General features: G+C 72.5%; 20 protein-coding genes. 11 read left to right on the top strand and 9 right to left on the bottom strand.

Features of this window, described 5'->3' with window-relative positions; translation table 11 throughout:
• Nucleotides 1–225 precede the first annotated feature (225 nt).
• Both AB0D94_RS33905 and AB0D94_RS33900 read right to left on the bottom strand, forming a co-directional pair.
• Complete coding sequence (locus AB0D94_RS33905) at nucleotides 226–1,041, bottom strand: ECF subfamily RNA polymerase sigma factor, BldN family (RefSeq protein WP_362060303.1); 816 nt, start codon at nucleotides 1,039–1,041, stop codon at nucleotides 226–228.
• A 360-nt stretch (nucleotides 1,042–1,401) separates the two neighbouring features.
• Entirely contained in the window at nucleotides 1,402–2,376 is a 975-nt protein-coding gene (locus AB0D94_RS33900; protein WP_362060300.1) for an HAD-IB family hydrolase, read from the bottom strand.
• A 119-nt stretch (nucleotides 2,377–2,495) separates the two neighbouring features.
• Between AB0D94_RS33900 and AB0D94_RS33895 the strand changes: the two genes are divergently transcribed.
• The 6 genes from AB0D94_RS33895 to hemB all read left to right on the top strand — a co-directional run bounded on the left by AB0D94_RS33895 (nucleotide 2,496) and on the right by hemB (nucleotide 9,370).
• Complete coding sequence (locus AB0D94_RS33895) at nucleotides 2,496–2,774, top strand: glutaredoxin family protein (RefSeq protein ID WP_362060297.1); 279 nt, start codon at nucleotides 2,496–2,498, stop codon at nucleotides 2,772–2,774.
• Nucleotides 2,775–3,047: 273 nt separating this feature from the next.
• Nucleotides 3,048–3,857, top strand: a complete 810-nt coding sequence (locus AB0D94_RS33890) for a redox-sensing transcriptional repressor Rex (protein WP_266936047.1) — start codon at nucleotides 3,048–3,050, stop codon at nucleotides 3,855–3,857.
• A complete protein-coding gene (locus AB0D94_RS33885) occupies nucleotides 3,854–5,608 on the top strand; it encodes a glutamyl-tRNA reductase (protein WP_362060293.1) in 1,755 nt (584 codons plus the stop codon). Before AB0D94_RS33890 ends, AB0D94_RS33885 begins: the two co-directional genes overlap by 4 nt.
• Nucleotides 5,605–6,573 carry a hydroxymethylbilane synthase gene (hemC, locus tag AB0D94_RS33880; RefSeq protein ID WP_362060289.1) on the top strand — a complete coding sequence of 323 codons (969 nt, stop codon included), beginning with the start codon at nucleotides 5,605–5,607 and terminating at the stop codon, nucleotides 6,571–6,573. The genes AB0D94_RS33885 and hemC overlap by 4 nt, the downstream gene beginning before the upstream one ends.
• Entirely contained in the window at nucleotides 6,570–8,243 is a 1,674-nt protein-coding gene (locus AB0D94_RS33875; protein ID WP_362060286.1) for a bifunctional uroporphyrinogen-III C-methyltransferase/uroporphyrinogen-III synthase, read from the top strand. The genes hemC and AB0D94_RS33875 overlap by 4 nt, the downstream gene beginning before the upstream one ends.
• A gap of 125 nt (nucleotides 8,244–8,368) precedes the next feature.
• Nucleotides 8,369–9,370 carry a porphobilinogen synthase gene (gene hemB, locus AB0D94_RS33870; RefSeq protein WP_362060283.1) on the top strand — a complete coding sequence of 334 codons (1,002 nt, stop codon included), beginning with the start codon at nucleotides 8,369–8,371 and terminating at the stop codon, nucleotides 9,368–9,370.
• Nucleotides 9,371–9,395: 25 nt separating this feature from the next.
• Here hemB and AB0D94_RS33865 read toward each other — a convergent pair whose 3' ends face one another.
• The 4 genes from AB0D94_RS33865 to AB0D94_RS33850 all read right to left on the bottom strand — a co-directional run bounded on the left by AB0D94_RS33865 (nucleotide 9,396) and on the right by AB0D94_RS33850 (nucleotide 13,175).
• The gene (locus AB0D94_RS33865; protein ID WP_362060280.1) at nucleotides 9,396–9,740 is read right to left on the bottom strand and encodes a hypothetical protein; all 345 of its coding nucleotides are present in this window, start codon (nucleotides 9,738–9,740) and stop codon (nucleotides 9,396–9,398) included.
• Between the two features lie 124 nt (nucleotides 9,741–9,864).
• Nucleotides 9,865–11,484 carry a transporter gene (locus tag AB0D94_RS33860; RefSeq protein WP_362060277.1) on the bottom strand — a complete coding sequence of 540 codons (1,620 nt, stop codon included), beginning with the start codon at nucleotides 11,482–11,484 and terminating at the stop codon, nucleotides 9,865–9,867.
• Nucleotides 11,481–12,314 carry an ABC transporter ATP-binding protein gene (locus AB0D94_RS33855; RefSeq protein ID WP_362060274.1) on the bottom strand — a complete coding sequence of 278 codons (834 nt, stop codon included), beginning with the start codon at nucleotides 12,312–12,314 and terminating at the stop codon, nucleotides 11,481–11,483. Before AB0D94_RS33855 ends, AB0D94_RS33860 begins: the two co-directional genes overlap by 4 nt.
• Nucleotides 12,315–12,488: 174 nt before the next feature.
• Nucleotides 12,489–13,175 (bottom strand): bifunctional DNA primase/polymerase, encoded by a 687-nt coding sequence (locus AB0D94_RS33850; RefSeq protein WP_362060271.1) that lies wholly within the window; start codon nucleotides 13,173–13,175, stop codon nucleotides 12,489–12,491.
• Nucleotides 13,176–13,389: 214 nt separating this feature from the next.
• On the opposite strand from AB0D94_RS33850, the gene AB0D94_RS33845 reads away from it, so the two are divergent.
• Both AB0D94_RS33845 and AB0D94_RS33840 read left to right on the top strand, forming a co-directional pair.
• On the top strand, nucleotides 13,390–14,772 hold the full coding sequence (locus AB0D94_RS33845) for a transcriptional regulator (RefSeq protein ID WP_362060268.1): 1,383 nt from the start codon (nucleotides 13,390–13,392) through the stop codon (nucleotides 14,770–14,772).
• Between the two features lie 982 nt (nucleotides 14,773–15,754).
• Nucleotides 15,755–16,615, top strand: a complete 861-nt coding sequence (locus AB0D94_RS33840; RefSeq protein ID WP_362060265.1) for a hypothetical protein — start codon at nucleotides 15,755–15,757, stop codon at nucleotides 16,613–16,615.
• Nucleotides 16,616–16,687: 72 nt separating this feature from the next.
• On the opposite strand, the gene AB0D94_RS33835 is transcribed toward AB0D94_RS33840, so the two are convergent.
• Nucleotides 16,688–18,007 (bottom strand): ABC transporter substrate-binding protein, encoded by a 1,320-nt coding sequence (locus tag AB0D94_RS33835; RefSeq protein ID WP_362060262.1) that lies wholly within the window; start codon nucleotides 18,005–18,007, stop codon nucleotides 16,688–16,690.
• 196 nt (nucleotides 18,008–18,203) lie between these two features.
• Here AB0D94_RS33835 and AB0D94_RS33830 point away from each other — a divergent pair, with 196 nt between their 5' ends.
• Nucleotides 18,204–18,650 (top strand): hypothetical protein, encoded by a 447-nt coding sequence (locus AB0D94_RS33830; protein ID WP_362060326.1) that lies wholly within the window; start codon nucleotides 18,204–18,206, stop codon nucleotides 18,648–18,650.
• A 14-nt stretch (nucleotides 18,651–18,664) separates the two neighbouring features.
• On the top strand, nucleotides 18,665–19,537 hold the full coding sequence (purU, locus tag AB0D94_RS33825) for a formyltetrahydrofolate deformylase (protein WP_362060259.1): 873 nt from the start codon (nucleotides 18,665–18,667) through the stop codon (nucleotides 19,535–19,537).
• Between the two features lie 169 nt (nucleotides 19,538–19,706).
• Here purU and AB0D94_RS33820 read toward each other — a convergent pair whose 3' ends face one another.
• Nucleotides 19,707–20,969 (bottom strand): zf-HC2 domain-containing protein, encoded by a 1,263-nt coding sequence (locus AB0D94_RS33820; protein WP_362060256.1) that lies wholly within the window; start codon nucleotides 20,967–20,969, stop codon nucleotides 19,707–19,709.
• Nucleotides 20,966–21,544: a sigma-70 family RNA polymerase sigma factor gene (locus AB0D94_RS33815; protein WP_266936061.1), complete on the bottom strand. Its 579-nt coding sequence runs from the start codon at nucleotides 21,542–21,544 to the stop codon at nucleotides 20,966–20,968. The genes AB0D94_RS33820 and AB0D94_RS33815 overlap by 4 nt, the downstream gene beginning before the upstream one ends.
• Before the next feature lie 350 nt (nucleotides 21,545–21,894).
• Here AB0D94_RS33815 and AB0D94_RS33810 point away from each other — a divergent pair, with 350 nt between their 5' ends.
• A complete protein-coding gene (locus AB0D94_RS33810) occupies nucleotides 21,895–22,413 on the top strand; it encodes an EF-hand domain-containing protein (RefSeq protein WP_362060252.1) in 519 nt (172 codons plus the stop codon).
• The last annotated feature ends 331 nt before the right edge of the window (nucleotides 22,414–22,744 follow it).

The raw sequence follows: 22,744 nt of genomic DNA, 5'->3' as shown, positions 1-22,744 counted from the left end.
CTCCTCTCGTCATGACGATCGACTCCCCAAGGTGTCCGGAAGGTTGCCCTCCTTGAGCACATCCACCCATTCGGGTGAGCGGCTTCGGGCAGGGCTTGTCCACAGGGAGCCTGCATTCCGCACAACGAGCGTCGCGGCACTTGGGTTACGGACGAAGGATGATCGGACCACAGCGTCATCGAGGGGTCACCGAAATGTGAGGTTGTGTTGTCGTGTCGGAGGGGGTCAGCGGGCGTCGTCCGGGAGGAGGCGGGCCAGGGTGCGCACCGCCCGGTACTGGAGCGTCTTGATGGCGCCCTCGTTCTTTCCCATCACCCTGGCCGTCTCGGCGACCGAGAGGCCCTGCAGGAAGCGCAGTGTCACGCACTCCTGCTGCTGCGGGTTGAGCTTGCGTACGGCTTCCAGCAGGGCCGCGTTGGAGAGGGACTCCAGGACGGAGTCCTCGGGGCTGCGCTCGACCTCGTTGGCGTCGAGCATCTCGCCGGTGGTGACCTCCAGCCGGAAGCGGCTGGACTTGAAGTGGTCCGCCACCAGGTTGCGGGCGATCGTCACGAGCCAGGCGCCGAAGTCGCGGCCCTGCCAGGTGAAGGTGGAGATACGGCGCAGCGCGCGCAGGAAGGTCTCGCTGGTGAGATCCTCCGCGGTCGCCTTGCCGCCGACGCGGTAGTAGATGTAGCGGTAGACCGTGTCGCTGTACTGGTCGTAGAGCCGGCCGAAGGCGTCGGCCTCGCCGGCCTGGGCGCGTTCGACCAGGTCCATCATGCGGGCCTGGTCGCTGTCCGCCGTGGGGCGGCGGGGGGTGGTCTGTGTGCTCGTACCGGCTGCGGCGCCGGCGGCCCCGCCCGTGCGGCCGCGTCTGCCCACCGTGGCCCCGCCGTCCGTCAGGGCATAGCAAGGTCCGGCCGGGCCGAGGCCGGCAGGTACCGCGGCGGCGAAGGCGGGGACGGCGTACGCGGTGGGGACGAAGCCGCGCAGGTGGTCGAGGACCGTTGCGCGCAGCGTAGCCAGGCCCGAGGCGTCAACCCCGACAGGTGGGTACACGGGACTCCCAGAGGCAGAGCTTCCATCACGTGCAGTGCGGGACCGTTCACCCGTCGTGGCGACAGATGAGCGGTGGCATGCGTTTGAGGAGAATAACGCTTCGTACAGGCAGCGCTACACCCAGTTGCTCAAATCACCGGTTCCGATACTTCTGTTGCGTGTCGAGGGCATATTCAGTCGCAGTTGGTGATCGGTTGGTGATCACTTGGGTGCGCGGAATGGACGCTTCCGAGGGGGCCCGCGACCGAGTCGGGCATGCCGGAGTGCCGCGCGGCGGGCGCGGGTAGAGGTGAGGGAATGCCCGTCAGCGGCGGTGGGGCGGCCGGTGGCGGCCCCTGGCCCGTATGGGGCCCGCCGTTGCTACTTGCGGCGGCGGTGCAGGGCGATCGCGGCGGCCGCGCCGCCCGCGATCGCGCCGACCCCGGCGGCGGCCGGGACGCCGACCTTCACGGCCTTGCGGCCGGTCCGATAGTCGCGCAGCCGCCAGTCGTTGGTACGGGCATGCTTGCGCAGTTTTGTGTCGGGATTGATCGCGTACGGATGCCCGACCAGCGACAGCATCGGGATGTCGTTGTGCGAATCGCTGTACGCCGCGCAGCGCGTGAGATCGAGGCCCTCGGCCGCGGCCAGGGCGCGTACCGCCTCCGCCTTGGCGGGGCCGTGCAGGGGCTCGCCGACCAGGCGGCCGGTGTAGACCCCGTCCACGGACTCGGCGACGGTGCCCAGGGCCCCGGTCAGGCCGAGCCGGCGGGCGATGATCGTGGCCGTCTCCACGGGCGCGGCGGTGACCAGCCACACCTTCTGGCCGGCGTCGAGGTGGGCCTGGGCCAGGGCGCGGGTGCCGGGCCAGATCCGCTCGGCCATGTACTCGTCGTAGATCTCCTCGCCGATGGCCATCAGTTCGCAGACCTTGTGGCCCTTGACGATGGACAGGGCGCTGTCGCGCGCGTCCTGCATGTGCTCGGGGTCCTCGACGCCGGCGAGGCGGAACCAGGCCTGCTGCCAGGCGAAGCGGGCGAGTTCGCGGCGCTGGAAGAACGCGCGCTTGTAGAGGCCGCGGCCGAAGTGGAAGATCGCGGCGCCCTGCATGACGGTGTTGTCAAGATCGAAGAAGGCGGCGGCGAGGTCGTCGCCGGCGACGGGGAACTCCGGCTCGGCCGGGGGCTCCAGCACCTCGGGCGCTTCCGCTTCCGCCGCTTCCGGTGCTCCGGCGAGCGGTGGTGGGGCGTCGGCCAGCGCGGTCTTGCGGGCGGCCTCGGCCGAGGCCTCGCCTGCCAGCACGCTCCGCGCGGTGGCGGAGCGCCTACGGGGGGTGAGCCATCCCAGAGCGGCCATGACGCGAGCATAGCCACTGTGTTCGGGAGTTCCCGAACCGATGGGAAACAGCGGCGTGAACTCTTCGCGGCGCCGTCCGGGGGAACCTCGGGGCCGGCCGGGCGCGCGAGAATGAGGGCATGACTCCTCTGTTGCGCCGCAAGGAAAAGAAGCGTCCCGAAGAGCGGCTGGTGACGCTGATCGGGAAGCCGGGGTGCCATTTGTGCGATGACGCACAGGCCGTCGTCGAACAGGTCTGCACGGAGACCGGTGCGCAGTGGGAGAAGAAGGACATCTCGCAGGACGAGGAGCTCTACCGGCTGCACTGGGAGCAGATTCCGGTGGTGCTGGTGGACGGCGAGCAGCACACCTTCTGGAGGGTGAACCCGGACCGGCTGCGGCGGGCGTTGGAGGGCTGACCCTCGGCCCGGTTACCATCATGGGCGATTTATGGGGTCTCGGGGGCGTATCTGTGAGGAGTGTGTACGGTTTTGCCCCCTTCGGGATTTGAACGGGTTCGGCGTGCCGCCGGTTCCGGCGATATGGGGCGGGGTTGCGTGACCCCGGTCACTTTGCTCGGACAAAGCGGACACAATCTTTGTGCACGCGTTCACAAAGGCATAGCCTGCTGTCGACGGGGCGGTCCTGGGACAAGTGGCCGCCTGCAGCCCCGCTCATCCCGCAGGAGCATCGTGGCAACTGGCCGAACTCACCGACCGGCGACCCGCAGCCGAGGTATTCCCGAGGCCACTGTCGCCCGGCTTCCGCTGTACCTGCGCGCCCTCACGGCGCTCTCCGAGCGATCGGTGCCCACGGTGTCCTCCGAGGAGCTCGCGGCCGCCGCCGGAGTCAACTCCGCGAAGCTGCGCAAGGACTTCTCGTACCTGGGCTCCTACGGCACCCGGGGCGTCGGGTACGACGTCGAGTACCTCGTCTACCAGATCTCCCGCGAGCTCGGGCTGACCCAGGACTGGCCGGTCGTCATCGTCGGTATCGGTAACCTCGGCGCCGCGCTCGCCAACTACGGCGGTTTCGCGTCGCGCGGCTTCCGCGTGGCCGCGCTGATCGACGCCGACCCCGCGATGGCCGGAAAGCCGGTCGCCGGGATGCCCGTGCAGCACACCGATGACCTGGAGAAGATCATCGAGGAGAACGGCGTCTCGATCGGTGTCATCGCGACGCCGGCCGGCGCGGCGCAGCAGGTCAGCGAGCGGCTGATCGCCGCGGGTGTCACCTCCATCCTGAACTTCGCCCCGACCGTGCTGTCCGTGCCCGACGGCGTCGACGTGCGCAAGGTCGACCTCTCCATCGAGCTCCAGATCCTCGCCTTCCACGAGCAGCGCAAGGCCGGTGAGGAAGCGGCCGCCGCCGCTGCCGCCGGCGGCTCCTCCGTGGGCGGCGCCGCGCCCGCCGCGGCCGTGGTCCCGCCCGCCGGGCGGGCCGCCGCCGAGGCGCGCAAGGGCGGTCCCGAGGGCGACGTGCCGGCGGTGATGCCGGCATGAGTCTGCTCGTCGTGGGCCTGAGCCACCGCAGCGCACCCGTCAGCGTGCTGGAGCGCGCCTCGCTCTCCGCTGACGCCAAGGTGAAGCTGCTGCACGACACCCTCGCCGCCGAACCGGCGGCGGAGGCGGCCGTGCTCGCCACCTGCAACCGCATCGAGCTCTACGCGGACGTGGACAAGTTCCACGCCGGCGTCGCCGAGCTGTCCACCCTGCTGGCGCAGCACAGCGGCGTGGCGCTGGAGGAGCTCACCCCCTATCTGTACGTGCACTACGAGGACCGGGCGGTGCACCACCTGTTCTCGGTGGCGTGCGGGCTGGACTCGATGGTGGTCGGCGAGGGGCAGATCCTCGGACAGATCAAGGACGCCCTCGCGCTCGGCCAGGAACAGCACACCGCGGGCCGGCTGATCAACGACCTCTTCCAGCAGGCGCTGCGGGTCGGCAAGCGGGCTCACTCGGAGACCGGCATCGACCGCGCGGGCCAGTCGCTCGTGACGTTCGGGCTGGAGCAGCTCGCCGTTCACCTGCCGGTGGGGGAGTGGGCTGCCGGGAAGCGGGCGCTGGTCATCGGCGCCGGGTCCATGTCCTCGCTGGCGGCGGCGACGCTGGCGCGGGTGGGTGTCGCCGAGATCGTGGTCGCCAACCGGACCGCGGACCGGGCGGAGCGTCTTGCCGAGATTCTGGTTGCCTCGGGCACCGGGGTAGCGGCCTCTGCCGTTGGGATGGCGGCCGTCGCGGATGAACTGACACGAGTCGATGTGGTGGTGTCCTGCACGGGCGCCACGGGGTTGGTGCTGAGCGCCGATGACGTGCTCGCCGCCGTGTCCTGGGGCTCCGCCCCAGACCCCGCGCCTCAATCGCCGGCGGGGCTGGATGATGCGGCGGGGCTGGAAGATCTGGGCTCCGCCATGGATTCGGCTTCCGGCGTGACCGCAGGGCCGGCGCCCGATGCCGAAGTCGTCGCCCGGCTGGTAGCCGCGGCCCGGGACGGGGGCCGGCTCGCCGATGCCGGGGCCGCGCGGACGATCACCGCGGGCGCCGTGGTGGACCGCGACGGGTGTCCCGTCGGGCTGGACGCGCCGGCCGGGGACCCCGCACGGGCCGCCGACGGGCGCTCCGCGCTGACCGGGGTCGACGCCAACTCCCTGGAACTGCACGGGACCTGGGCCGACCAGGGCGAGGCCGCCGCGCAGCGGCAGCCCCGGCGCGGGACCCGTACCCAGGCCGACGGCGCCGCCGTACGGCTCGCGCTGCTGGACCTGGCCATGCCGCGGGACATCGACGCGGCCGTGCACCGGATCCCCGGCGTACGGCTCGTGGACATCGAGTCGCTCGCGGAGGCGTCCGCCGACGCCCCGATGGCGGCCGACGTCGACGCCGTGCGCGCGATAGTCGCCGGGGAGGTGGCCGCCTTCGGCGCGGCCCAGCGGGCGGCGCACATCACGCCCACCGTCGTGGCCCTGCGGGCCATGGCCGCCGAGGTCGTCGCCATGGAGGTGGCGCGGCTCGACGGGCGGGTCCCCGATCTCGACGAGCGGCAGCGGGCCGAGGTCACCCAGACCGTGCGCCGCGTCGTCGACAAACTCCTCCACGCGCCGACCGTGCGCGTCAAGCAGCTCGCCAGCGAGCCCGGCGGCGCCGGGTACGCGGACGCACTGCGCGAACTCTTCGATCTGGACCCGCTGACGGTGGCCTCCGTCAGCCGGGCCGACGCGGCCGACAAGAACGACGACTCAGGACGGGCATCATGAATCCACGTCTCGACCAGCCCCTCCGGCTCGGCACGCGGCGCAGCAAGCTGGCCATGTCCCAGTCAGGCCATGTCGCCGACGCGGTACGGGCGGTCACCGGCCGTCCCGTCGAGCTCGTGGAGATCACGACCTACGGCGACGTGTCGCGCGAGAACCTCGCCCAGATCGGCGGGACGGGCGTGTTCGTCACCGCCCTGCGTGAGGCGCTGCTGCGCGGCGAGGTGGATTTCGCCGTGCACTCGCTGAAGGACCTGCCGACCGGCCAGCCCGACGAACTCGTGATCGCGGCCATGCCGCAGCGCGAGGACGCCCGGGACGCGCTCGTCGCGCGGGACGGCCTGACCTTCGAGCAGCTGCCCGACGGGGCCCGGATCGGTACCGGTTCGCCGCGCCGCATGGCGCAGCTGAACCACCTGGCGCTGTCGCTCGGCAAGCGGATCGAGACCGTGGCGATCCGCGGCAACGTCGACACCCGCATCGGCTTCGTCCGCGACGGCGAGCTCGACGCCGTCGTGCTGGCGGCCGCCGGACTGAACCGCATCGGCCGCGGGGACGAGGCGACCGAGCTGCTGCCGGTCGACAGCGTCCTGCCGGCTCCCGGCCAGGGAGCCCTGGCCGTGGAGTGCCTCGCGTCCGACGCGGACCTGATCGCCGCGCTCGGCGAGCTCGACGACCCGTACACCCGGGCCGCCGTGACCGCCGAGCGTTCCCTGCTCGCCGCCCTGGAGGCCGGCTGCAGCGCACCCGTGGGGGCGTTCGCCGACCTGTTGGCCGACGGGCAGATTGTCAATGAAATGCGCCTGCGCGGCGTCGTCGGAACCCTCGACGGCTCGACGCTGGTGCAGCTGTCCACCACCGGTCCCGTGCCCCAGTCGTACGACGAGGCCATGGCGCTCGGCCGCGAACTCGCGGACGAGATGCTGGCCAAGGGCGCGGCCGGTCTGATGGGGGAGCGATCGCTTTGAACCCCACACGTCCGACCACCTCCGCTTTTCCGGCCGTCGCCGGCCACGGACACGTCACCTTCCTCGGTGCCGGCCCCGGCGACCCGGGTCTGCTGACGCTGCGCGCCGTCGAGGCGCTCGCGGCCGCGGACGTACTGATCGCGGAGCCCGAGGTGCTCGAGGTCGTGCGCACACATGCGCGCGCGGGTGTCGACACGCCACAGCTGACGATTGCTGACGATGTGTCAGCAGCCGCCGGGGTCCCGGTGATCCGAGATGCCGCCAATCTTGTCATGGAGGCCGCACGGTCCGGCAGGCGGGTCGTCCGTGCCGTCACCGGCGACCCCGGGCTCGACGGGAACGCGGCCGAGGAGATGCTCGTCTGCGCCACCGAGGGCATCCCCTTCGAGGTGGTGCCGGGCATTCCGACGGCCGTGGGCGTGCCCGCGTACGCCGGTGTGCCGCTGCGCGACAAGCACGGCGACGACAACGGCGTGCGCTTCGTGGACGCGAAGAACGCCTCGGCGCGCTGCTGGACCGAAGTGGGAGCGAGTGACGGGATACTCGTCGTCTCCGCGACGCTGGAGACCGTTTCGAGCGCCGCCGCAGAGCTGGTGAGCGCCGGGCGCAAGCCCGACACCCCGCTGACCGTGACCGTCGCCGGTACGACCACGCGCCAGCGCACCTGGTCCGCGACGCTGGGCACGATCGCCCAGGTGTTCAAGCAGGGCAAGGTGCTGCCCTCGCCCGAGGGCGCGCGGCCGGTCATAGCCGTGGTCGGTGAGCACAGCGCCGCCGCGCGGCGCGAGGAGCTGGCCTGGTTCGAGTCGAAGCCGCTGTTCGGCTGGCGGGTGCTCGTACCGCGGACCAAGGAGCAGGCCGCCTCGCTCTCCGACCAGCTGCGTTCGTACGGCGCGGTGCCGCACGAGGTGCCGACCATCGCCGTGGAACCGCCGCGCACCCCGCAGCAGATGGAGCGGGCCGTGAAGGGCCTGGTCACCGGCCGCTACGAGTGGATCGCCTTCACCTCGGTCAACGCCGTGAAGGCCGTCCGCGAGAAGTTCGAGGAGTACGGGCTCGACGCGCGGGCCTTCGCGGGGATCAAGGTCGCCGCCGTGGGCGAGCAGACCGCCGCCTCGCTCGTCGAGTTCGGTGTGAAGCCGGACCTGGTGCCGAGCGGGGAGCAGTCCGCGGCCGGGCTGCTGGAGGACTGGCCCCCGTACGACCCGGTCTTCGACCCGATCGACCGCGTGTTCCTGCCGCGGGCCGACATCGCGACCGAGACGCTGGTCGCCGGGCTGATCGAGCTCGGGTGGGAGGTCGACGACGTCACGGCCTACCGCACGGTGCGCGCGTCTCCGCCGCCGGCGGACACGCGTGAGGCGATCAAGGGCGGCGGTTTCGACGCCGTCATGTTCACCTCGTCCAGCACGGTCCGCAACCTCGTCGGCATCGCCGGGAAGCCGCACAACGTGACCGTCATCGCGTGCATCGGGCCGGCGACGGCCAAGACCGCGGAGGAGCACGGGCTGCGCGTGGACGTGCTGTCGCCGGAGCCGTCGGTTTCGAAGCTCGCGGAGGCCCTGGCCGAGTACGGCGCGGCGCGCCGCGAGGCCGCCAAGGAGGCCGGCGAGACGGTGTTCCGGCCGAGCGAGCGACGGCCGGGAGCCCGCAGGCGGCGCACCACCTGACCGGTGCGACGGAAGTGACGAGGGGCCCGGGCGCACGGCGCGCCCGGGCCCCTCGCCGTCGCGGGCCGCCGGGCCCCCCTACGCTGGACGCGACTGTTCTCGATGCTCGAAGAGGCGACTAGAAGATGAGCACGTACGGATCCTTCCCCGGCTCGCGGCCCCGGCGGCTGCGCACCACCCCGGCGATGCGGCGGATGGTCGCCGAGAACCGGCTGCACCCCTCGGACCTGATCCTTCCGGCGTTCGTCCGGGAGGGCATCAGCGAGCCCCTGGCGATCTCGGCCATGCCGGGCGTCGTCCAGCACACCCGCGACACGCTGCGCAAGGCCGCCGTGGAGGCGGTGGAGGCGGGGGTCGCCGGGATCATGCTCTTCGGGGTCCCGGCCGACGAGAACAAGGACGCGCTGGGTACGGCGGGCACCGAGCCGGACGGGATCCTCCAGGTCGCGATCCGCGACGTGAAGGCCGAGGTCGGGGACGACCTGGTGATCATGTCGGACCTGTGTCTGGACGAGTACACCGACCACGGGCACTGCGGGGTCCTCGACGAGCACGGCCGGGTCGACAACGACGCCACGCTGGAGCGGTACGCCGAGATGGCGCAGGTCCAGGCCGACGCGGGCGTCCACGTCGTGGGCCCGAGCGGAATGATGGACGGCCAGGTCGGCGTCGTCCGGGACGCGCTGGACGAGACCGGGCACGAGGACGTCTCCATCCTCGCGTACACGGCGAAGTACTCCTCCGCCTTCTACGGCCCCTTCCGGGAAGCGGTGGCCTCCTCGCTCCAGGGCGACCGCAAGACCTACCAGCAGGACCCGGCGAACGCCCGCGAGTCCCTGCGGGAGCTCGCCCTGGACCTGGAGGAGGGCGCCGACATGGTGATGGTCAAGCCGGCCGGACCCTACCTGGACATCCTGTACCGGGTCGCGCAGGCGGTGGACGTGCCGGTGGCCGCGTACCAGATCAGCGGCGAGTTCGCGATGGTCGAGGCGGCGGCGGAGAAGGGCTGGATCGAGCGCGACCGGGCGATCCTGGAGACCCTGCTGGGCATCAAGCGGGCCGGCGCCGACACGATCCTCACCTACTGGGCGACCGAGGTCGCGGGCTGGCTGCGCGAGACCCGCTGAGGTCCGCCGCCCAGCCGGACAGCCGCTACGGCCACTCCACGAGCCCGACGAAGGCCAGGACGGCCAGCAGCACGAACGACGGAGCCGCCAGGCCGGAGGAGATCCGGCGGGCGGCTTTCCGGTTGCTCCAGGGCAGCAGCCAGGTGACCACCAGGGCCGGCAGCACCATCAGGAGGAGCAGCACGAAGACCGGGTAGGCCAGGGTGAGGGAGGCCTCGAACCGGTCGGTCGCCTCCGCGTCGCAGGAGTCGCAGGCCATCGGCGACAGCCCGACGAGGAGGAGGGCCGCAGCGGCCGTCGCCACGGTCAGCAGGGTGGAGACGAGCGCCACGGCGAGGGCCCGCCTGCGGCTGGAGGTTTCCGCGTTCATGGACCCCATCCAACGGGACCGCGGGCCGCGGCACATGAGTGCTGGTACTCAGGCGGGGCCGGGCGCATTCACGCGCCCGGCCCCGCCCGTACCGCTGACCCGCCCCGCCCGGAGGCGGCGCCCCTCAGCCCTTGCTCACCGCCAGCAGGATCTCCGGCAGCTTCCCGGACACCGCCGGCGCCGCCAGGCGCAGGCCCGCCCAGGTGGCCAGGGTGCCCCAGCCCACGCCCAGCGGGACCAGCAGCCAGGAAGTGCTCTGGTAGTCCGCCACGTTGAACCAGACGGTCAGGGCGATGACCGGTGCGCAGATCGCCGCCGAGGCCAGCATGCCGCCGAAGATGCTCATCCAGGCGAGTCCTCCCTGGCCCGGGGCGACGTTCTTGAACGCGCCGTCCGTGGGGATGGAGTACGCGAAGCGGGCCGAGGACAGCGCCCCGGTGCACAGCATCGAACCCAGCAGGGCCAGCGACAGGCCGAGCCCCGCGGGGAAGGCCCGCCAGTCGCCGAGCAGGGCGGCCGTGACCACCGTGACGAGGACCGTGTACGGGACCGTGACGAGGGCCAGCGCACCGGCGCGGGCGCGCAGTTCCACGTACGCGTCGCGGGGGGTGGAGATGGTCTGCGCGACCATCCAGAACGCCGAGGTGTCCTGCCCGAACTGGTTGTACATCTGGACGCCGAGCATGCCCGCGCCGAAGCAGGCGAGGTAGACGGAGCCGGTGCCCTGGAGGGCGTTGAAGACCGGCACGATCATGCCGATCGCCAGCGCGGTCACCCAGGAGGCCTTGGTCTTCGGGTCGCGCACCGCGTACCGCAGGGTGCGTTGCATGGTCGCGCCGGTCCGGCCGCCGGGCAGCAGCGACCACAGGCCGTGCTCGCCGCGGTCCTTGGCCGGCGCCGCCGCCGCGATGGTCGAGCCGTCCGGCGTGACCATCAGCTTGGTGAGGCTGCGCTCCCAGAACCACACGAGCAGGGCCAGCGCCCCGAGGGTCAGCAGCAGTTGGCCCGCGGCCCGGGCGTACGCGCCCTCGCTCGCCGAGTCCACCATGCCGACGGCGGTGGCGGGCGGCAGCCACCGCACCACTTCCTCCACGGGCTCCAGCCGGGCCAGGCCGCCCGCCTCGAACAGGCGCTGGCTGGCGAAGTTGGCCAGCTGCGCGCCCACCGCGATCAGCAGGCCGCTCAGCAGTGCCAGGTCGCGTCCCTTGCGGCTGGTCAGCAGCCGCACGTTGGCGGTGGCCACCGCCCGGGCGAGGGCCACGCAGCCCACCAGAAGGAGGGGGACGGCCAGGACGGCGGCCACCGCGCCCGCGGCCCCGCGGGCGACCGCGATCACCGAGCCGACCGCCAGGCACAGCGTGAACAGCGGGCCGATGCCGACCAGCGAAGAGGCCAGGAGGGCCCGTACCAGCGGACGCGGCCGGAGCGGCAGCATCACGAGGCGGCTCGGGTCGAGCGTCTCGTCACCGGTGGGGAAGAACAGCGGCATGAAAGCCCAGCCGAGCGCGAGGATCGCGGCCAGCAGGACGACGACCGTGCCGGCGCGGGCGTGGCCGTGCAGCATGGCCATGCCGAGCGTGACGAAGAACCCCACCACCAGGGCGAAGGCCAGCGTCGTGAAGTACACGGCCTTGCGCTTCGAGGAACCCTTCAGGCCGTTGGCCAGCAGCGACAGCTTCAGCCGGACGAAGATCGGGGTGAGGGCCACGGGCACCGGGCCCTGGGGTGCGGTGGCGGTCGTCATGACTGCGCCGCCCCGCCGAGCCAGTCCAGCGAGTCGTCGGCCGCGTCGCGCCCGTGGGCGCCGACCAGTTCGAGGAAGGCGGCCTGCAGGGTGGGCGCGGTGCCCCGTACGTCGGCCAGCGGGCCCGCGGCGCGGATCCGGCCGGCGGCCATGACGGCCACCCAGTCGCACAGCGACTCGACGAGCTCCATGACGTGGGAGGAGAAGACGACCGTGGCACCGGACGCGGTGTAACGTTCTAGCACCCCGCGGATGGTCTGGGCCGACACCGGGTCAACCCCCTCGAACGGCTCGTCCAGGAAGAGGACTTCGGGGTTGTGCAGCAGGGCGGCGGCCAGGCCGATCTTCTTCCGCATGCCCGTCGAGTAGTCCACGACCAGCTTGTTCTGCGAGCCCGCGAGGTCGAGGACCTCCAGCAGCTGCGTGGCCCGCTTGTCGGTCTCCTCGCCCGGCAGGCCGCGCAGGCGCCCCATGTAGCCGAGCAGTTCGCGCCCCGACAGCCGCTCGAAGAGGCGCAGACCCTCCGGCAGCACGCCGATCCGGGACTTCACCTGCACCGGGTCGGCCCACACGTCGTGACCGGCGACCAGGACCCGGCCCATGTCCGGGCGCAGCAGGCCGGTCACCATCGACAGGGTCGTCGTCTTGCCCGCGCCGTTCGGACCGACCAGGCCGATGAACTTGCCCGCGGGCAGCTCCAGATCGATCCCGGCGACGGCCACCTGCTCCCCGAAGCGCTTCCACAGACCTTCCACCCGCACGGCGGAGGGCGCGGATCGCGCGCCACCCGTCCCGTACGTCCCACCCGTCGCATCACCCTGGTCCGGCATGCGCCTGCCTCTCGTTCCGTCCCCGTTGGCCGTTCTTTCCTCACCATAGGAGGACCCGGAGGGAGCTGGGCAGTTACGTATGTCATGAACTTGCCGGTACAAACGGCGTGGTCGCCGGCACCGACGTGGTGGTGGTCGGTACCGGCGGCGTGGTCGCCGGAACGGCCGGCGCGGTCACGCCCCCTTGCGGGTCCGGGCCGCCGCCGCCTCGCGGCCGCACGCGTACGCCAGCGCGTCGATGAGCTCCTCCGTGTCCGGCAGCCACCGGTTCGCCGGCGTGGGCCGCCGCGCCCACTGGACCGACCCCCGGCCGCCGAAGCGGGTGGGCGGGGCGGCCACGTACTCGCCCTCGCCGCGCGCGGCCAGGTCGATCGCCGACGGGGACCAGCCGAGCTTGCGCACCAGGTCCGCGATCTTCGCCCCGGCGCCCGGCAGGACGAAGAACAGCATCCGGTGATCGGGGGTGAGGGCCACCGGTCCGATGGTGCGCTGCATCCGCTCCAGTCGCGCCAGGGCCAGGAACCCCGCGGAGTCCGGGACGTCCAGCGCGTCGAAGGTCCGGCCCGTCGGCATCAGGATCGAGGCCTCCGGGTGCTTCGCCCACACCCGCCGGACCTGCACCGCGCTGCCGGTGGCGAGCGTCGCCCAGTCCTTGACGGCCGGGTGCGCGCCCGGCGCCGGGCAGTCCGCCGCCCCGCAGGAACACAGCTCCCGCCCGTCCGCCACCTCCAGCCAGGTGCCGGCGAAGACGTCCCAGTGCCGTTCTTCCGCGTACCGCACGGCATGGTCCAGCAGCTGCTCGCCGCGCTGCTTGGGGATGGGTGCGGTCTCCGTGACTCCGATGGTCTCTTCCACGCCCATCACAACTATCCGGGTCACCCGGGGTTACGGGCGTAAACCAGCCGGTGGAAGGAGCATCGATCCTGCATACGGGGCGCACGGATGCACGTGCGGGGGCGCGTGGGAGGCCGGGGCGCTGGAGTTGGGTAGCGACACGACGCAGAGCGGAAGATTCTCCGCACATCAGGCGGGAAGTGATCATTCCAAGGATCACCCGCGGCCACAGGGGGTTTTCATGGCAGCCAGGCCTCTCGTCGCCCGCCAGCCGAACGAACGGCTGCAGGCGCTCATCCAGGAAGCCGGGTGCTCCAACGCCGGGCTCGCCCGGCGGGTCAACATGTGCGGGGCCGAACACGGTCTCGATCTCCGCTACGACAAGACCTCCGTGGCCCGCTGGCTGCGCGGACAGCAGCCGCGCGGCCGGGCGCCCGGCATCATCGCCGAGGCGCTCGGGCGCAAACTCGGCCGGACCGTCACCATCGACGAGATCGGCATGGCCAACGGCAAGAACCTCGCCTCCGGCGTCGGCCTCCAGTTCTCCCCGACCGTCATCGGCGCCATCGAGCAGGTCTGCGAGCTGTGGCGCAGCGACGTCGGCCGCCGCGACTTCCTGGCCGGCTCCAGCGTGGCCGCCTCGGCGCTGGTCGAGCCCAGCCGCGACTGGCTGATCACCGGGGCCGACGCGCAGGTGGCGCGCAGCGGCGGCTCCCGGGTCGGGATGTCCGACGTGGAGGCGGTACGGGCGACCACGGAGGCCCTCACCGAACTCGACCACCGCTTCGGCAGCGGACACGTACGGCCCGTGGTCGTGCACTACCTCAATTCCGTGGTGTCCGGGCTGATCGGCGGCTCCTACCGGGAGCCGGTGGGCCGGGCGCTGTTCGCGGCCGTGGCCCGGCTGACCGAGCTCGCGGGGTACATGGCCGTGGACACCGGCCAGCCCGGGCTGGCGCAGCGGTACTACATCCAGGCGCTGCGCCTCGCGCAGGCGGCCGGGGACCGTGCGTACGGGGGCTACGTGCTCGCGGCGTCCATGAGCCACCTCGCCGCCGAGCTGGGCAACCCGAGGGAGATCGCGCAGCTGGCGCGGGCCGCGCAGGAGGGCACGCGCGGGCAGGTCACCCCGCGGGTGGAGGCCATGTTCTACGCCGCCGAGGCGCGCGGGCACGCGCTGCTCGGGGACTCCAGGGCCACGGCGGTGCTGTCCTCGCGGGCGGTGGCCGCGCTGGAACGGGCCGAACCGGAGTCGGGGGACGACCCGGTGTGGATCCGGCACTTCAACGAGGCGTACCTCGCGGACGAACTGGCCCACTGCCACCGGGACCTGGGCCAGGCGGACGAGGCGGGCAGGCGGGCGGAGGAGGCCCTGCGGAGCCTCCCGGCGGGCAAGGCGCGCCGCCGGGCCATCGGGCTGCTGCTGCTGGCGGCGGCGCAGGTCCAGCAGCGGGAGGTGGAACAGGCCTGCCAGACGGCCACGCAGGCCGCGGACCTGCTGGAGGGGCTCCGCTCGAACCGCGGTACGGAGTACCTGGCGGACTTCCGGCTGCGGCTGGAGCCGTACCGGGAGGAGGCGGCGGTCCGGGAGTTCGGGGCGCGGCTGGAGGCCAGAGCGGCGTGACGCCTGGCGCCTGCGGCGGGCCGCGGGGTCCGGGTGCGGCGCCGTTGCGGGGGCTCCGCCCCCGGGCCCCCGCGCCTCAAACGCCGGCGGGGCTGGGTTTGTCCGCGCCTGTGGCGGGCCGCGGGGTCCAGGTGCGGCGCCGTTGCGGGGGCTCCGCCCCCGGGCCTCCGCGCCTCAAACGCCGGCGGGGCTGGATTGGTACCCGGCGGGGCCGGGCCGGGGTCGGGGCTGGGGAGAAAGTACGCCTGGAGCGGTCTTGGTGGGTGGGACTGACGGGGGTGGTGGGTGACCGGGTAGCGTGAGCCGACGGTTCCGTAGGTTCGGGCAAGTCGGAGAGGGAGTCCCGGTGACGGAGAGCGGACAGGGGGGTGTGCCCCAGTCGGGTGCCCCGTGGGGTCCGGACCCGGCCTACCCGGCGCAGCCGGATCCGGCGCCCGGTTACCCGGAACAGCCCGCGCAGCCGGGGCAGCAGGGGCAGCCGGGGCAGCCGGGGCAGCCGGGGCAGCCGGCGTACGGCTACCCGGGGCAGCCGGGCCGGCCCGTGGACCCGGGCCAGGGGTACGGGTACCCGCAGCCGGGGCGGCCGGGGCCCGCGTACGGGTATCCGCAGCCGCAGGCCGCGCCCGCGCCCGGGCATGTGGTGGGGCCGGGGTACGAGGGGCCGGGGGATCCGCACGGGTACGGGTACCCGCCGCTGCCCGAGGCCGTCACCCAGTACATTCCGCCCGTGCCGGCCGCTCCGGGTCCTGGTGAGGCGGCGACCCAGTACATTCCGCCGGTGCCGGCCGCTCCGGGTCCTGGTGAGGCGGCGACCCAGTACATTCCGCCGGTGCCGGCCGCTCCGGGTCCTGGTGAGGCTGCGACCCAGTACATTCCGCCCGTGCCGGCGGCTCCGGGTCCTGGAGAGGCGGCGACCCAGTACATTCCGCCGGTGCCTGCCGCCCCGGGTCCTGGTGAGGCCGCGACGCAGTACATTCCGCCCGTGCCCGCCGCCGAGTTCGACGGGCTGTTCCGCAGCAGCGGTGGTGCTGACGACGGTTCCGCCGGGCACACGCAGCAGTTGCCGCCGGTCCAGGAGCCGGTGCTGCGGCAGCCCCCGCCGCGGCCCTATCCGCCGCGCGCGCAGGGCCCCGTACCGCACCCCCAGGCGCCGCACCCGCATCAGCCGCAGCCCCGGTACGCGCCGCCCCCGCCGCCGGAGGCCCCGCGCAAGGTGTCGCCCGCGATCATCGCCGCGGTCGTCATCGGGCTGGCCGTCGCCGGGCTCGGCGTCGGCTCGCTGCTCGGCGACGGCAAGCCGCAGAACAACGACCCGGGCGCGGTGCCCTCCGAACCCTCCGCGAGCGGCGGCGGTTCCGTGGCGCCCGGCGGCGAGGCCCCCGTCGACCCGGCCCGTCCGCAGGCCGTCCAGCTGGACAAGCTCCTCGCGGACAGCAACGACAGCCGGGCCTCGGTGATCAAGGCCGTGGAGGACATCAAGAGCTGCAAGAACCTCGAAGGAGCGGCCGGCGACCTGCGGGCCGCGGCCCGCCAGCGCGAGGAGCTCGTGACGCGGCTCCAGGAGCTGAAGCTGGACAAGCTCCCCGACCACGTGAAGCTGTCCGCCTCCCTGACCAAGGCCTGGAAGTCCTCCGCGGACGCCGACACCAGTTACGCGGCCTGGGCCGAGGACGTGGACGACGACAAGGGCTGCAAGGACGGCAAGGCCAAGTCCACCGACAACGCGGCCGCGGGCAACAAGGCGAGCGGCGAGGCGACTAAGGCCAAGGAGTCGGCGGCGGCCATGTGGAACACGATCGCCGCCAAGTACGGCCTCACCAAGCGGGACAAGGCCCAGCTGTGAGCCGTCCCGGCGCCCACCGGCGGCCGCCCGGGACCTGCTGACCGACCCCGGGCCCAGCGGAACCCCCGGGCGTCAGGCGGCGCGGGGGGCCTGTTCCAGGGTCGGGGTCATGTCCAGGGACTGCTCGCCGGGCTGCGCCACGAGGCGGCCGGACTGGACGATCTGGAAGGTGACCCGGCCGTTGACGATGCGGGGGAAGCCGGCCACGGCGCGCATGTCCTGGTAGCGCCAGCTCAGGTCCGGGGTGAGGCCGCCGGTGCTGACCGCCTGCGACTGGTTGAGCAGACGTCCGACCTTGCGGGCGGTGATGTCCTCGTCCGCCTTGAAGCGCTTCAGGATCTCGTTCAGGACGGTGTAGGCGATCCAGGTGGTCTGCGCCCCGCTGTCGTCCGGATCGACGGTGTCGTCGCCGAAGGCGTGGTCGGAGATCACCTTGCGCATCGGCTCCCACAGCGGATCGGAGGACACCGGGTACCAGCTGGTGAGGTACGCGCCCTCGAAGGGGCTCTCCCGGCCGCCGGTGCGGTCGACCAGGGACTGGCTGACGCTGCCCAGGACGGAGGAGATCTGCGGGTTCTTGCGCTGGGTGTCGATGCGGCGGAAGGCGTCGAAGAAGGTCTCGGTGCGCTCGCCCAGCACGGCGGTCACGCAGGCCCTCTCCTTCTCCTTGTCCTTCGTCTCCTTGGCGTTGGGGTCCTTGGGGTCCTTGCCGCCCGAGGCGTTGGCGAGGGCCTCGCGGGCCTGCGGGGTGAAGTCCGCGGAGTCCTCGGCCGCCCGGATGTCGTTGGCCTCGGCCATCTTGTTGGCCTTCAGGCCGGCGTTGAGCAGGACCGGCAGGGAGTCGCCCGCGAGGGTGTCCGGGCGGACCAGGGCCACCTGGCTGCAGGCCTTGCCCAGCTGGTGTCCGGCGCCTGCGAGGAGGACGGGCTGGCCGCCGTTGACGGGGTAGGAGAGCGTGGACTGGAACTCCTCCGAGGAGATCCCGTACCCGCCGATGAAGGGGATGCCCTCGGCCTCCAGCGGGGCCATGAAGGCGCGGCCGTGCTGGCTGTAGGAGCCGACGACGGCGACGGCCTTCTCGGCGATCGCCTTGCGCGCGCAGTCGGCGGCGCCGGTCGGCGTGTTCTTCTCGTTGCAGGTCAGCACGCGCAGCTTGCGGCCGTTGATGCCGCCCTTGGAGTTGACCCACCGTTCGTAGGCCTTCGCCATGCCGGGCATACCGGGCATGTTGGTCGCCTTGGTCTCCTCCGGCGCGAAGGTCATGACGGTGATGGTGCGCTCGGAGTCCTCTGAGCCCCCGGGGAGCGCGCCGCACCCGGCGACGAGACAGGTGCCCACTGCCGTGGCCACGAGGGTGCGGGAGAGGGATGCTGCGCGGCGCGACATGGTCATGTCCATGCACCATTCCGCTCCGGAGGTAACTCAAGAGTGAGACGGACACAACATCGGGTGACGCCCAGGTGAATTGCGGGGGCGGCCTCGCACGCAGCCGCTTCAAGATCGTGACCAGCGGGAACGTACGATCGAAAGCGTGACATTCGCCCAAGGTTCGAAGAACTCTTCCCGTCGCGGCGGCCGCTCCTCCACCATGGGCGGCATGCCCCTCAACGACATGCCGTGGTGGCGCTGGCGCAGCAATGTGCGCTCGGCGCTGCACATGCTCTCCGATCCGGCCTTCCACGAGGACACCTGGCTGGCCGGCACCGAAGGGTACGGGGACGTCACCGACGCCGTGTACCGGCTCGTCGAGGACACCTGGCTCGACAGCTGGTCGGCCGAGAAGTACGTCGGCACGATCTTCCGCGACTCGCAGGAGGCGGCCCTGGTCGACCTCGCCGTCCTGCGGGTGCTGCGGATCCTGCACCAGGTCGGGCCCGACGCCCCCGTCTCCGCCTATCTGGAGCACCACGCCTGGCCCGAGGCGGTACGCGCCGCGCGCGAGGCGCACGTACGGCTGGCGACGGCCGACGGGGAGGACCCCGACGTCCGGCCGCGGTCGCTGGAACTCCTGAGGATCCTGACCCGCGCGGTGTGAAAGGCTATGCGGTCATGAGCGACCCGCATCCCGAGGCACAGCCCCAGTACGTCCTTACCGTGTCCTGCCCCGACAAGCAGGGCATCGTGCACGCCGTGTCGAGTTACCTCTTCATGACCGGCTGCAACATCGTGGACAGCCAGCAGTTCGGAGACCGGGAGACCGGACTCTTCTTCATGCGGGTGCACTTCGAGGCCGAGCCGCCCGTGACGGTGGAGAAGCTGCGCGCCAGCTTCGCCGCGATCGGCGACTCCTTCAAGATGGACTGGCAGATCCACCGCTCCGACGAGCGCATGCGGATCGTGCTCATGGTGTCGAAGTTCGGCCACTGCCTCAACGACCTGCTGTTCCGCTCGCGGATCGGGGCCCTGCCGGTCGAGATCGCGGCCGTGGTCTCCAACCACACCGACTTCGCCGAGCTGGTGGGCTCGTACGACGTCCCGTTCGTGCACATCCCGGTGACGAAGGACACGAAGGCGGCGGCGGAGGCCCAGCTGCTGGAGCTCGTGCGCGCCGAGAACGTCGAGCTGGTGGTGCTCGCCCGGTACATGCAGGTCCTGTCGGACACCCTCTGCAAGGAACTGAGCGGGCGGATCATCAACATCCACCACTCCTTCCTGCCGAGCTTCAAGGGTGCGAAGCCGTACCACCAGGCGCACGCGCGCGGGGTGAAGCTGATCGGCGCGACCGCGCACTACGTGACGGCGGACCTCGACGAGGGGCCGATCATCGAGCAGGAGGTCGAGCGGGTCGGCCACGAGGTGACCCCGGACCAGCTGGTGGCGATCGGGCGCGACGTGGAATGCCAGGCGCTGGCGCGGGCCGTGAAGTGGCACAGCGAGCACCGGGTGCTTTTGAACGGGGCGCGGACGGTCGTCTTCGCCTGATCCCGTCCCGGGGGGTTGGTGGGGTCCCGCTGCCGGGGCTCCGCCGGCTGGGCCCGGTTCCGGGGTTCGGGCGCGGCGCCGTTGCCGGGACTCCGCCCCGGACCCCGCGCCTCAAACGCCGGCGGGGCTGGATCTGCCCGGCGGGGCTTGGAGTGGCCCCGCCGGAGCCCTAGAGGTGGCTGAGGGAGGCTGCTGCGAAGAGGACGTCGCGGATGGCCTCGCGGTCGCCGTGCTGGCCTACGGCGGCCTCCTCCGGGGAGATGTGGCCGGCGGCCAGCTGGCAGAACTCGGCGCCGTCCAAGGCGATCTCCGCCACCGTCCGCTCCGGCGAGGGCTTCGCCGCCGGGGAGTCGAGCGCGATGTCCCAGCCGCCGCCCGCGCCCTCGATCTCCAGGTGCAGGGTCCGCCCGGGCGCGCCCGCCGCGACCAGGCCGCGGGCCGGGGCCGCCAGACCCGCGCGGCGGCGCTGGGCCAGCGCGCCCGGCAGGAGCCGGGCCGCCAGGTCGATCATCCCGTGCAGGTGGGGGCCGGACGGGGGCTCGTACGGGTAGTCCACCGCCTCCGCGATGTCCGAGGCGTGGACCCAGCACTCGAAGGCACGCTCCAGGAACGCGTCCCCGAGCGGTAGCGCGAAGCTTCCGTAGTCCACCCCGAGCTCCGCCACGCCCCGGCCGGCGAAGGACACCGTACGCACCAGGGTGTGGCCCTGTTCCCGCCACGGGTCGCGGACCTTCCGCGTGGTCGGGTACGCCGACGCGTTCCAGAAGTGCTCCGTCCGCTCGGCCGGGCCGCCGGGCGGCGCGTCCGGGCCCAGCGGGTCGTCCAGGCCCAGCGCGGTGGCGATCAGCCCGTCCACCGTCAGCAGGTGCCCGATCACTCCCGCCACCGTGGTCCGCCGCGACTGGCGCCGCTCCTCCTCGAACCACTTCAGCCGCACCGGCGTGTGCCACTCCGAGTCCCCGAAGTCCTGGAGCAGCGCGTCGAGCCGCGCGGTCTCGGTGTCGTACGGGTTCGCCCACACCGGCACCGGGATACGGGCCGGCCGCTTGCCCAGGCAGTCCTCCAGCACCCGCGAACGCAGCAGCGGCTTGAGGTCGAGGCTCTCCTCCGGGTGCAGCAGCCCGACCGCGTCGCGCAGCCGCAGGGCCTCCTCCGCGCAGGGCGCGCACTCCGTGAGGTGGTCCTCCACCGCCTGCGTCTCCTCGGTGGAGCACGCGGCCAGCGCCCACGCGCCGAGCAGGGACTTCAGTACGGCGTGCGAAGGCGGCGTCGGGGGCGCGGGTGCGGCCTCCTGGCCCTGGTCCGGGTCGGGCAGGAGCCGCGGGGCGTGCCGCGGGTCCAGGTCGTCGGCGGCCCCGCGCGGGCCCGGTATCCGCGCCTGGCCGCCGGGACGCTCGTATCCGTCGTCGGGCGAGTGGGCGGGGCCGTTCATCGGGGTGTTCCAAATTCGCGAGGGCCGTATCCGGGCCGGGCGGTGTCCTCCTGCGGGAGGGCGTTGGCGGTCGACAGCAGTTGCAGCCCGAGGCGCAGTCGGCGGCGTGCCTCGTCCTCGCTGATCTGGAGGTCGGCGGCGGCCTGCCGGTAGTCGCGCCGCTTGAAGTAGGCGAGTTCGAGCGCGGCGCGCAGCGGCGCGGGCATGGAGGTGACGATGTAGTCCGCGCGGGCGGCGGCGTTGGCGCTGCGCACCTTCTGCTCCAGCTCCTCGCGCGAGCCCCGGCCCAGCTCGGCCTGGCGCAGCCGGGCCACGGCCTGGCCCTGGGTGATCCGGGCGACCCAGGAGCGCATGGAGCCCTGCTTGGGGTCGTAGGCGTCGGGATTTTCCCAGATGTAGCCGAAGACCTCACGGGTGATCCGGTCCGCGGCCTTCTCGTCGCCCAGGACCCGGTGCGCGAGGCTGTGCACGAGCGAGGCGAAGCGGTCGTACAGCTCGCCGAGCGCGGCGGCCTCGCCGCGGGCGAGCCGTTGTTGCATGCGGCGGTCCCAGCGCGGTGGTACGTCCTTCGGCATCAGTGCCCCCAGCCGTGTGTCGACTCAACGAATGTAGTGGGCACATGGGGGAGCGCGCCCGTTTTGGGAGAACCTCGTCCAGGAAAGGTGCGGTGCGTGGTAGGGGTGTCGGATTTGTGAGCGGGCGGGCGGGACATCGAGGACACGGAGTACGGGCGTGGTGGGCGTGAACCGTGGTGCGGGCGCCGGTACATGGGGACAGGTGTGCGCGCCCCGCCGCGCTCCCCGTGCGCGGGTTCGATGCGGCCACCTCCTTGACCGCTTCGCTTAACGCGCAGGCCACGAAGGCCGTACGCTCCTGCCTTGTCTTGAAGTCAACCCACTGCACATGTGAAGGCGGAACGCCGAATATGGACAGCGCAGAATACGAGCGCAAGATCGCCGCCCGATTCGCCACCTTCGACCAGGACGGGTCCGGCTATATCGACCGGGAGGACTTCAGCGCGGCCGCGAAGTCCGTCCTGGCCGAATTCGGCACCGCGGCCCGGTCGGACAAGGGCCAGGCCGTCTTCGCGGGCGCCGAGGCGTTCTGGCAGGGGATGGCCGGCATCGCGGACGTCGACGGGGACCAGCGGGTGTCCCGCGAGGAGTTCATCACCGGGGCGGCGAAGCGGCTGCGGGACAGCCCGGAGCGGTTCGCGGAGATCGCGCGGCCGTTCCTGCGGGCGGTGATCGCCGTGGCGGACGAGGAGGGGGACGGGGCGACGCCGTCGGCGACTGCGCGGGTGCTGAGGGTGCTGGGCACCGCGCCGGAGCTGGCGGGGCAGGTGGCGGTGGCGCTGGACGCCGATGGCGACGGGCGCATCTCGGAGGATGAGATCCTGGCGGCCTTCGCGGGCTACTGCGGGGTGGAGGCGCCTGACGTGTGACGGGCCCGCCGCTTCCCCTGCGGGGGGCTTGGCCGGGTGCGGGCTTGGCTCTGGCGTGCTTGTCGGCGTGCGTCTGCGGCGCGGCTGCACGGGGCTCCGCCCCGGACCCCGCGCCTCAAACGCCGGCGGGGCTGTTATTGGCCCTCGCCGTGCTTGGCGTGGTTGCGGGGTGTGGGCCGGGGCCGCTCCGGAGCGTCTCCTCGGCTCGCGCACTTAGCCCCGGCTACGAATGTCCGGCCTGGGTTGCGCGCTCGTCCTGCGGGGACTCTCCTGCGCGTCCCCGTCCCACGCCGCGGCTTCGGAAGCTAGGCCTGGCGGTTGTTGGGGACTC

This window comes from Streptomyces sp. NPDC048255 (assembly GCF_040652415.1).
Taxonomy (GTDB): Bacteria; Actinomycetota; Actinomycetes; order Streptomycetales; family Streptomycetaceae; genus Streptomyces.
The sequence above is the reverse complement of the archived record's forward strand: the minus strand, read 5'-3'. Positions and strand labels throughout refer to the sequence as shown.

Excerpts from the sequence above, each read along its gene's own strand:
- purU (WP_362060259.1), top strand. The coding sequence starts at position 18,665 with ATGAGCGACCCGCATCCCGAGGCACAGCCCCAGTACGTCCTTACCGTG.
- AB0D94_RS33860 (WP_362060277.1), bottom strand. The coding sequence starts at position 11,484 with ATGACGACCGCCACCGCACCCCAGGGCCCGGTGCCCGTGGCCCTCACC.
- AB0D94_RS33855 (WP_362060274.1), bottom strand. The coding sequence starts at position 12,314 with ATGCCGGACCAGGGTGATGCGACGGGTGGGACGTACGGGACGGGTGGC.
- AB0D94_RS33820 (WP_362060256.1), bottom strand. The coding sequence starts at position 20,969 with ATGAACGGCCCCGCCCACTCGCCCGACGACGGATACGAGCGTCCCGGC.
- AB0D94_RS33900 (WP_362060300.1), bottom strand. The coding sequence starts at position 2,376 with ATGGCCGCTCTGGGATGGCTCACCCCCCGTAGGCGCTCCGCCACCGCG.
- AB0D94_RS33885 (WP_362060293.1), top strand. The coding sequence starts at position 3,854 with ATGAGTCTGCTCGTCGTGGGCCTGAGCCACCGCAGCGCACCCGTCAGC.
- AB0D94_RS33810 (WP_362060252.1), top strand. The coding sequence starts at position 21,895 with ATGGACAGCGCAGAATACGAGCGCAAGATCGCCGCCCGATTCGCCACC.
- AB0D94_RS33895 (WP_362060297.1), top strand. The coding sequence starts at position 2,496 with ATGACTCCTCTGTTGCGCCGCAAGGAAAAGAAGCGTCCCGAAGAGCGG.
- AB0D94_RS33850 (WP_362060271.1), bottom strand. The coding sequence starts at position 13,175 with ATGGGCGTGGAAGAGACCATCGGAGTCACGGAGACCGCACCCATCCCC.
- hemB (WP_362060283.1), top strand. The coding sequence starts at position 8,369 with ATGAGCACGTACGGATCCTTCCCCGGCTCGCGGCCCCGGCGGCTGCGC.
- AB0D94_RS33830 (WP_362060326.1), top strand. The coding sequence starts at position 18,204 with ATGGGCGGCATGCCCCTCAACGACATGCCGTGGTGGCGCTGGCGCAGC.
- AB0D94_RS33835 (WP_362060262.1), bottom strand. The coding sequence starts at position 18,007 with ATGACCATGTCGCGCCGCGCAGCATCCCTCTCCCGCACCCTCGTGGCC.
- hemC (WP_362060289.1), top strand. The coding sequence starts at position 5,605 with ATGAATCCACGTCTCGACCAGCCCCTCCGGCTCGGCACGCGGCGCAGC.
- AB0D94_RS33815 (WP_266936061.1), bottom strand. The coding sequence starts at position 21,544 with ATGCCGAAGGACGTACCACCGCGCTGGGACCGCCGCATGCAACAACGG.
- AB0D94_RS33865 (WP_362060280.1), bottom strand. The coding sequence starts at position 9,740 with ATGAACGCGGAAACCTCCAGCCGCAGGCGGGCCCTCGCCGTGGCGCTC.
- AB0D94_RS33845 (WP_362060268.1), top strand. The coding sequence starts at position 13,390 with ATGGCAGCCAGGCCTCTCGTCGCCCGCCAGCCGAACGAACGGCTGCAG.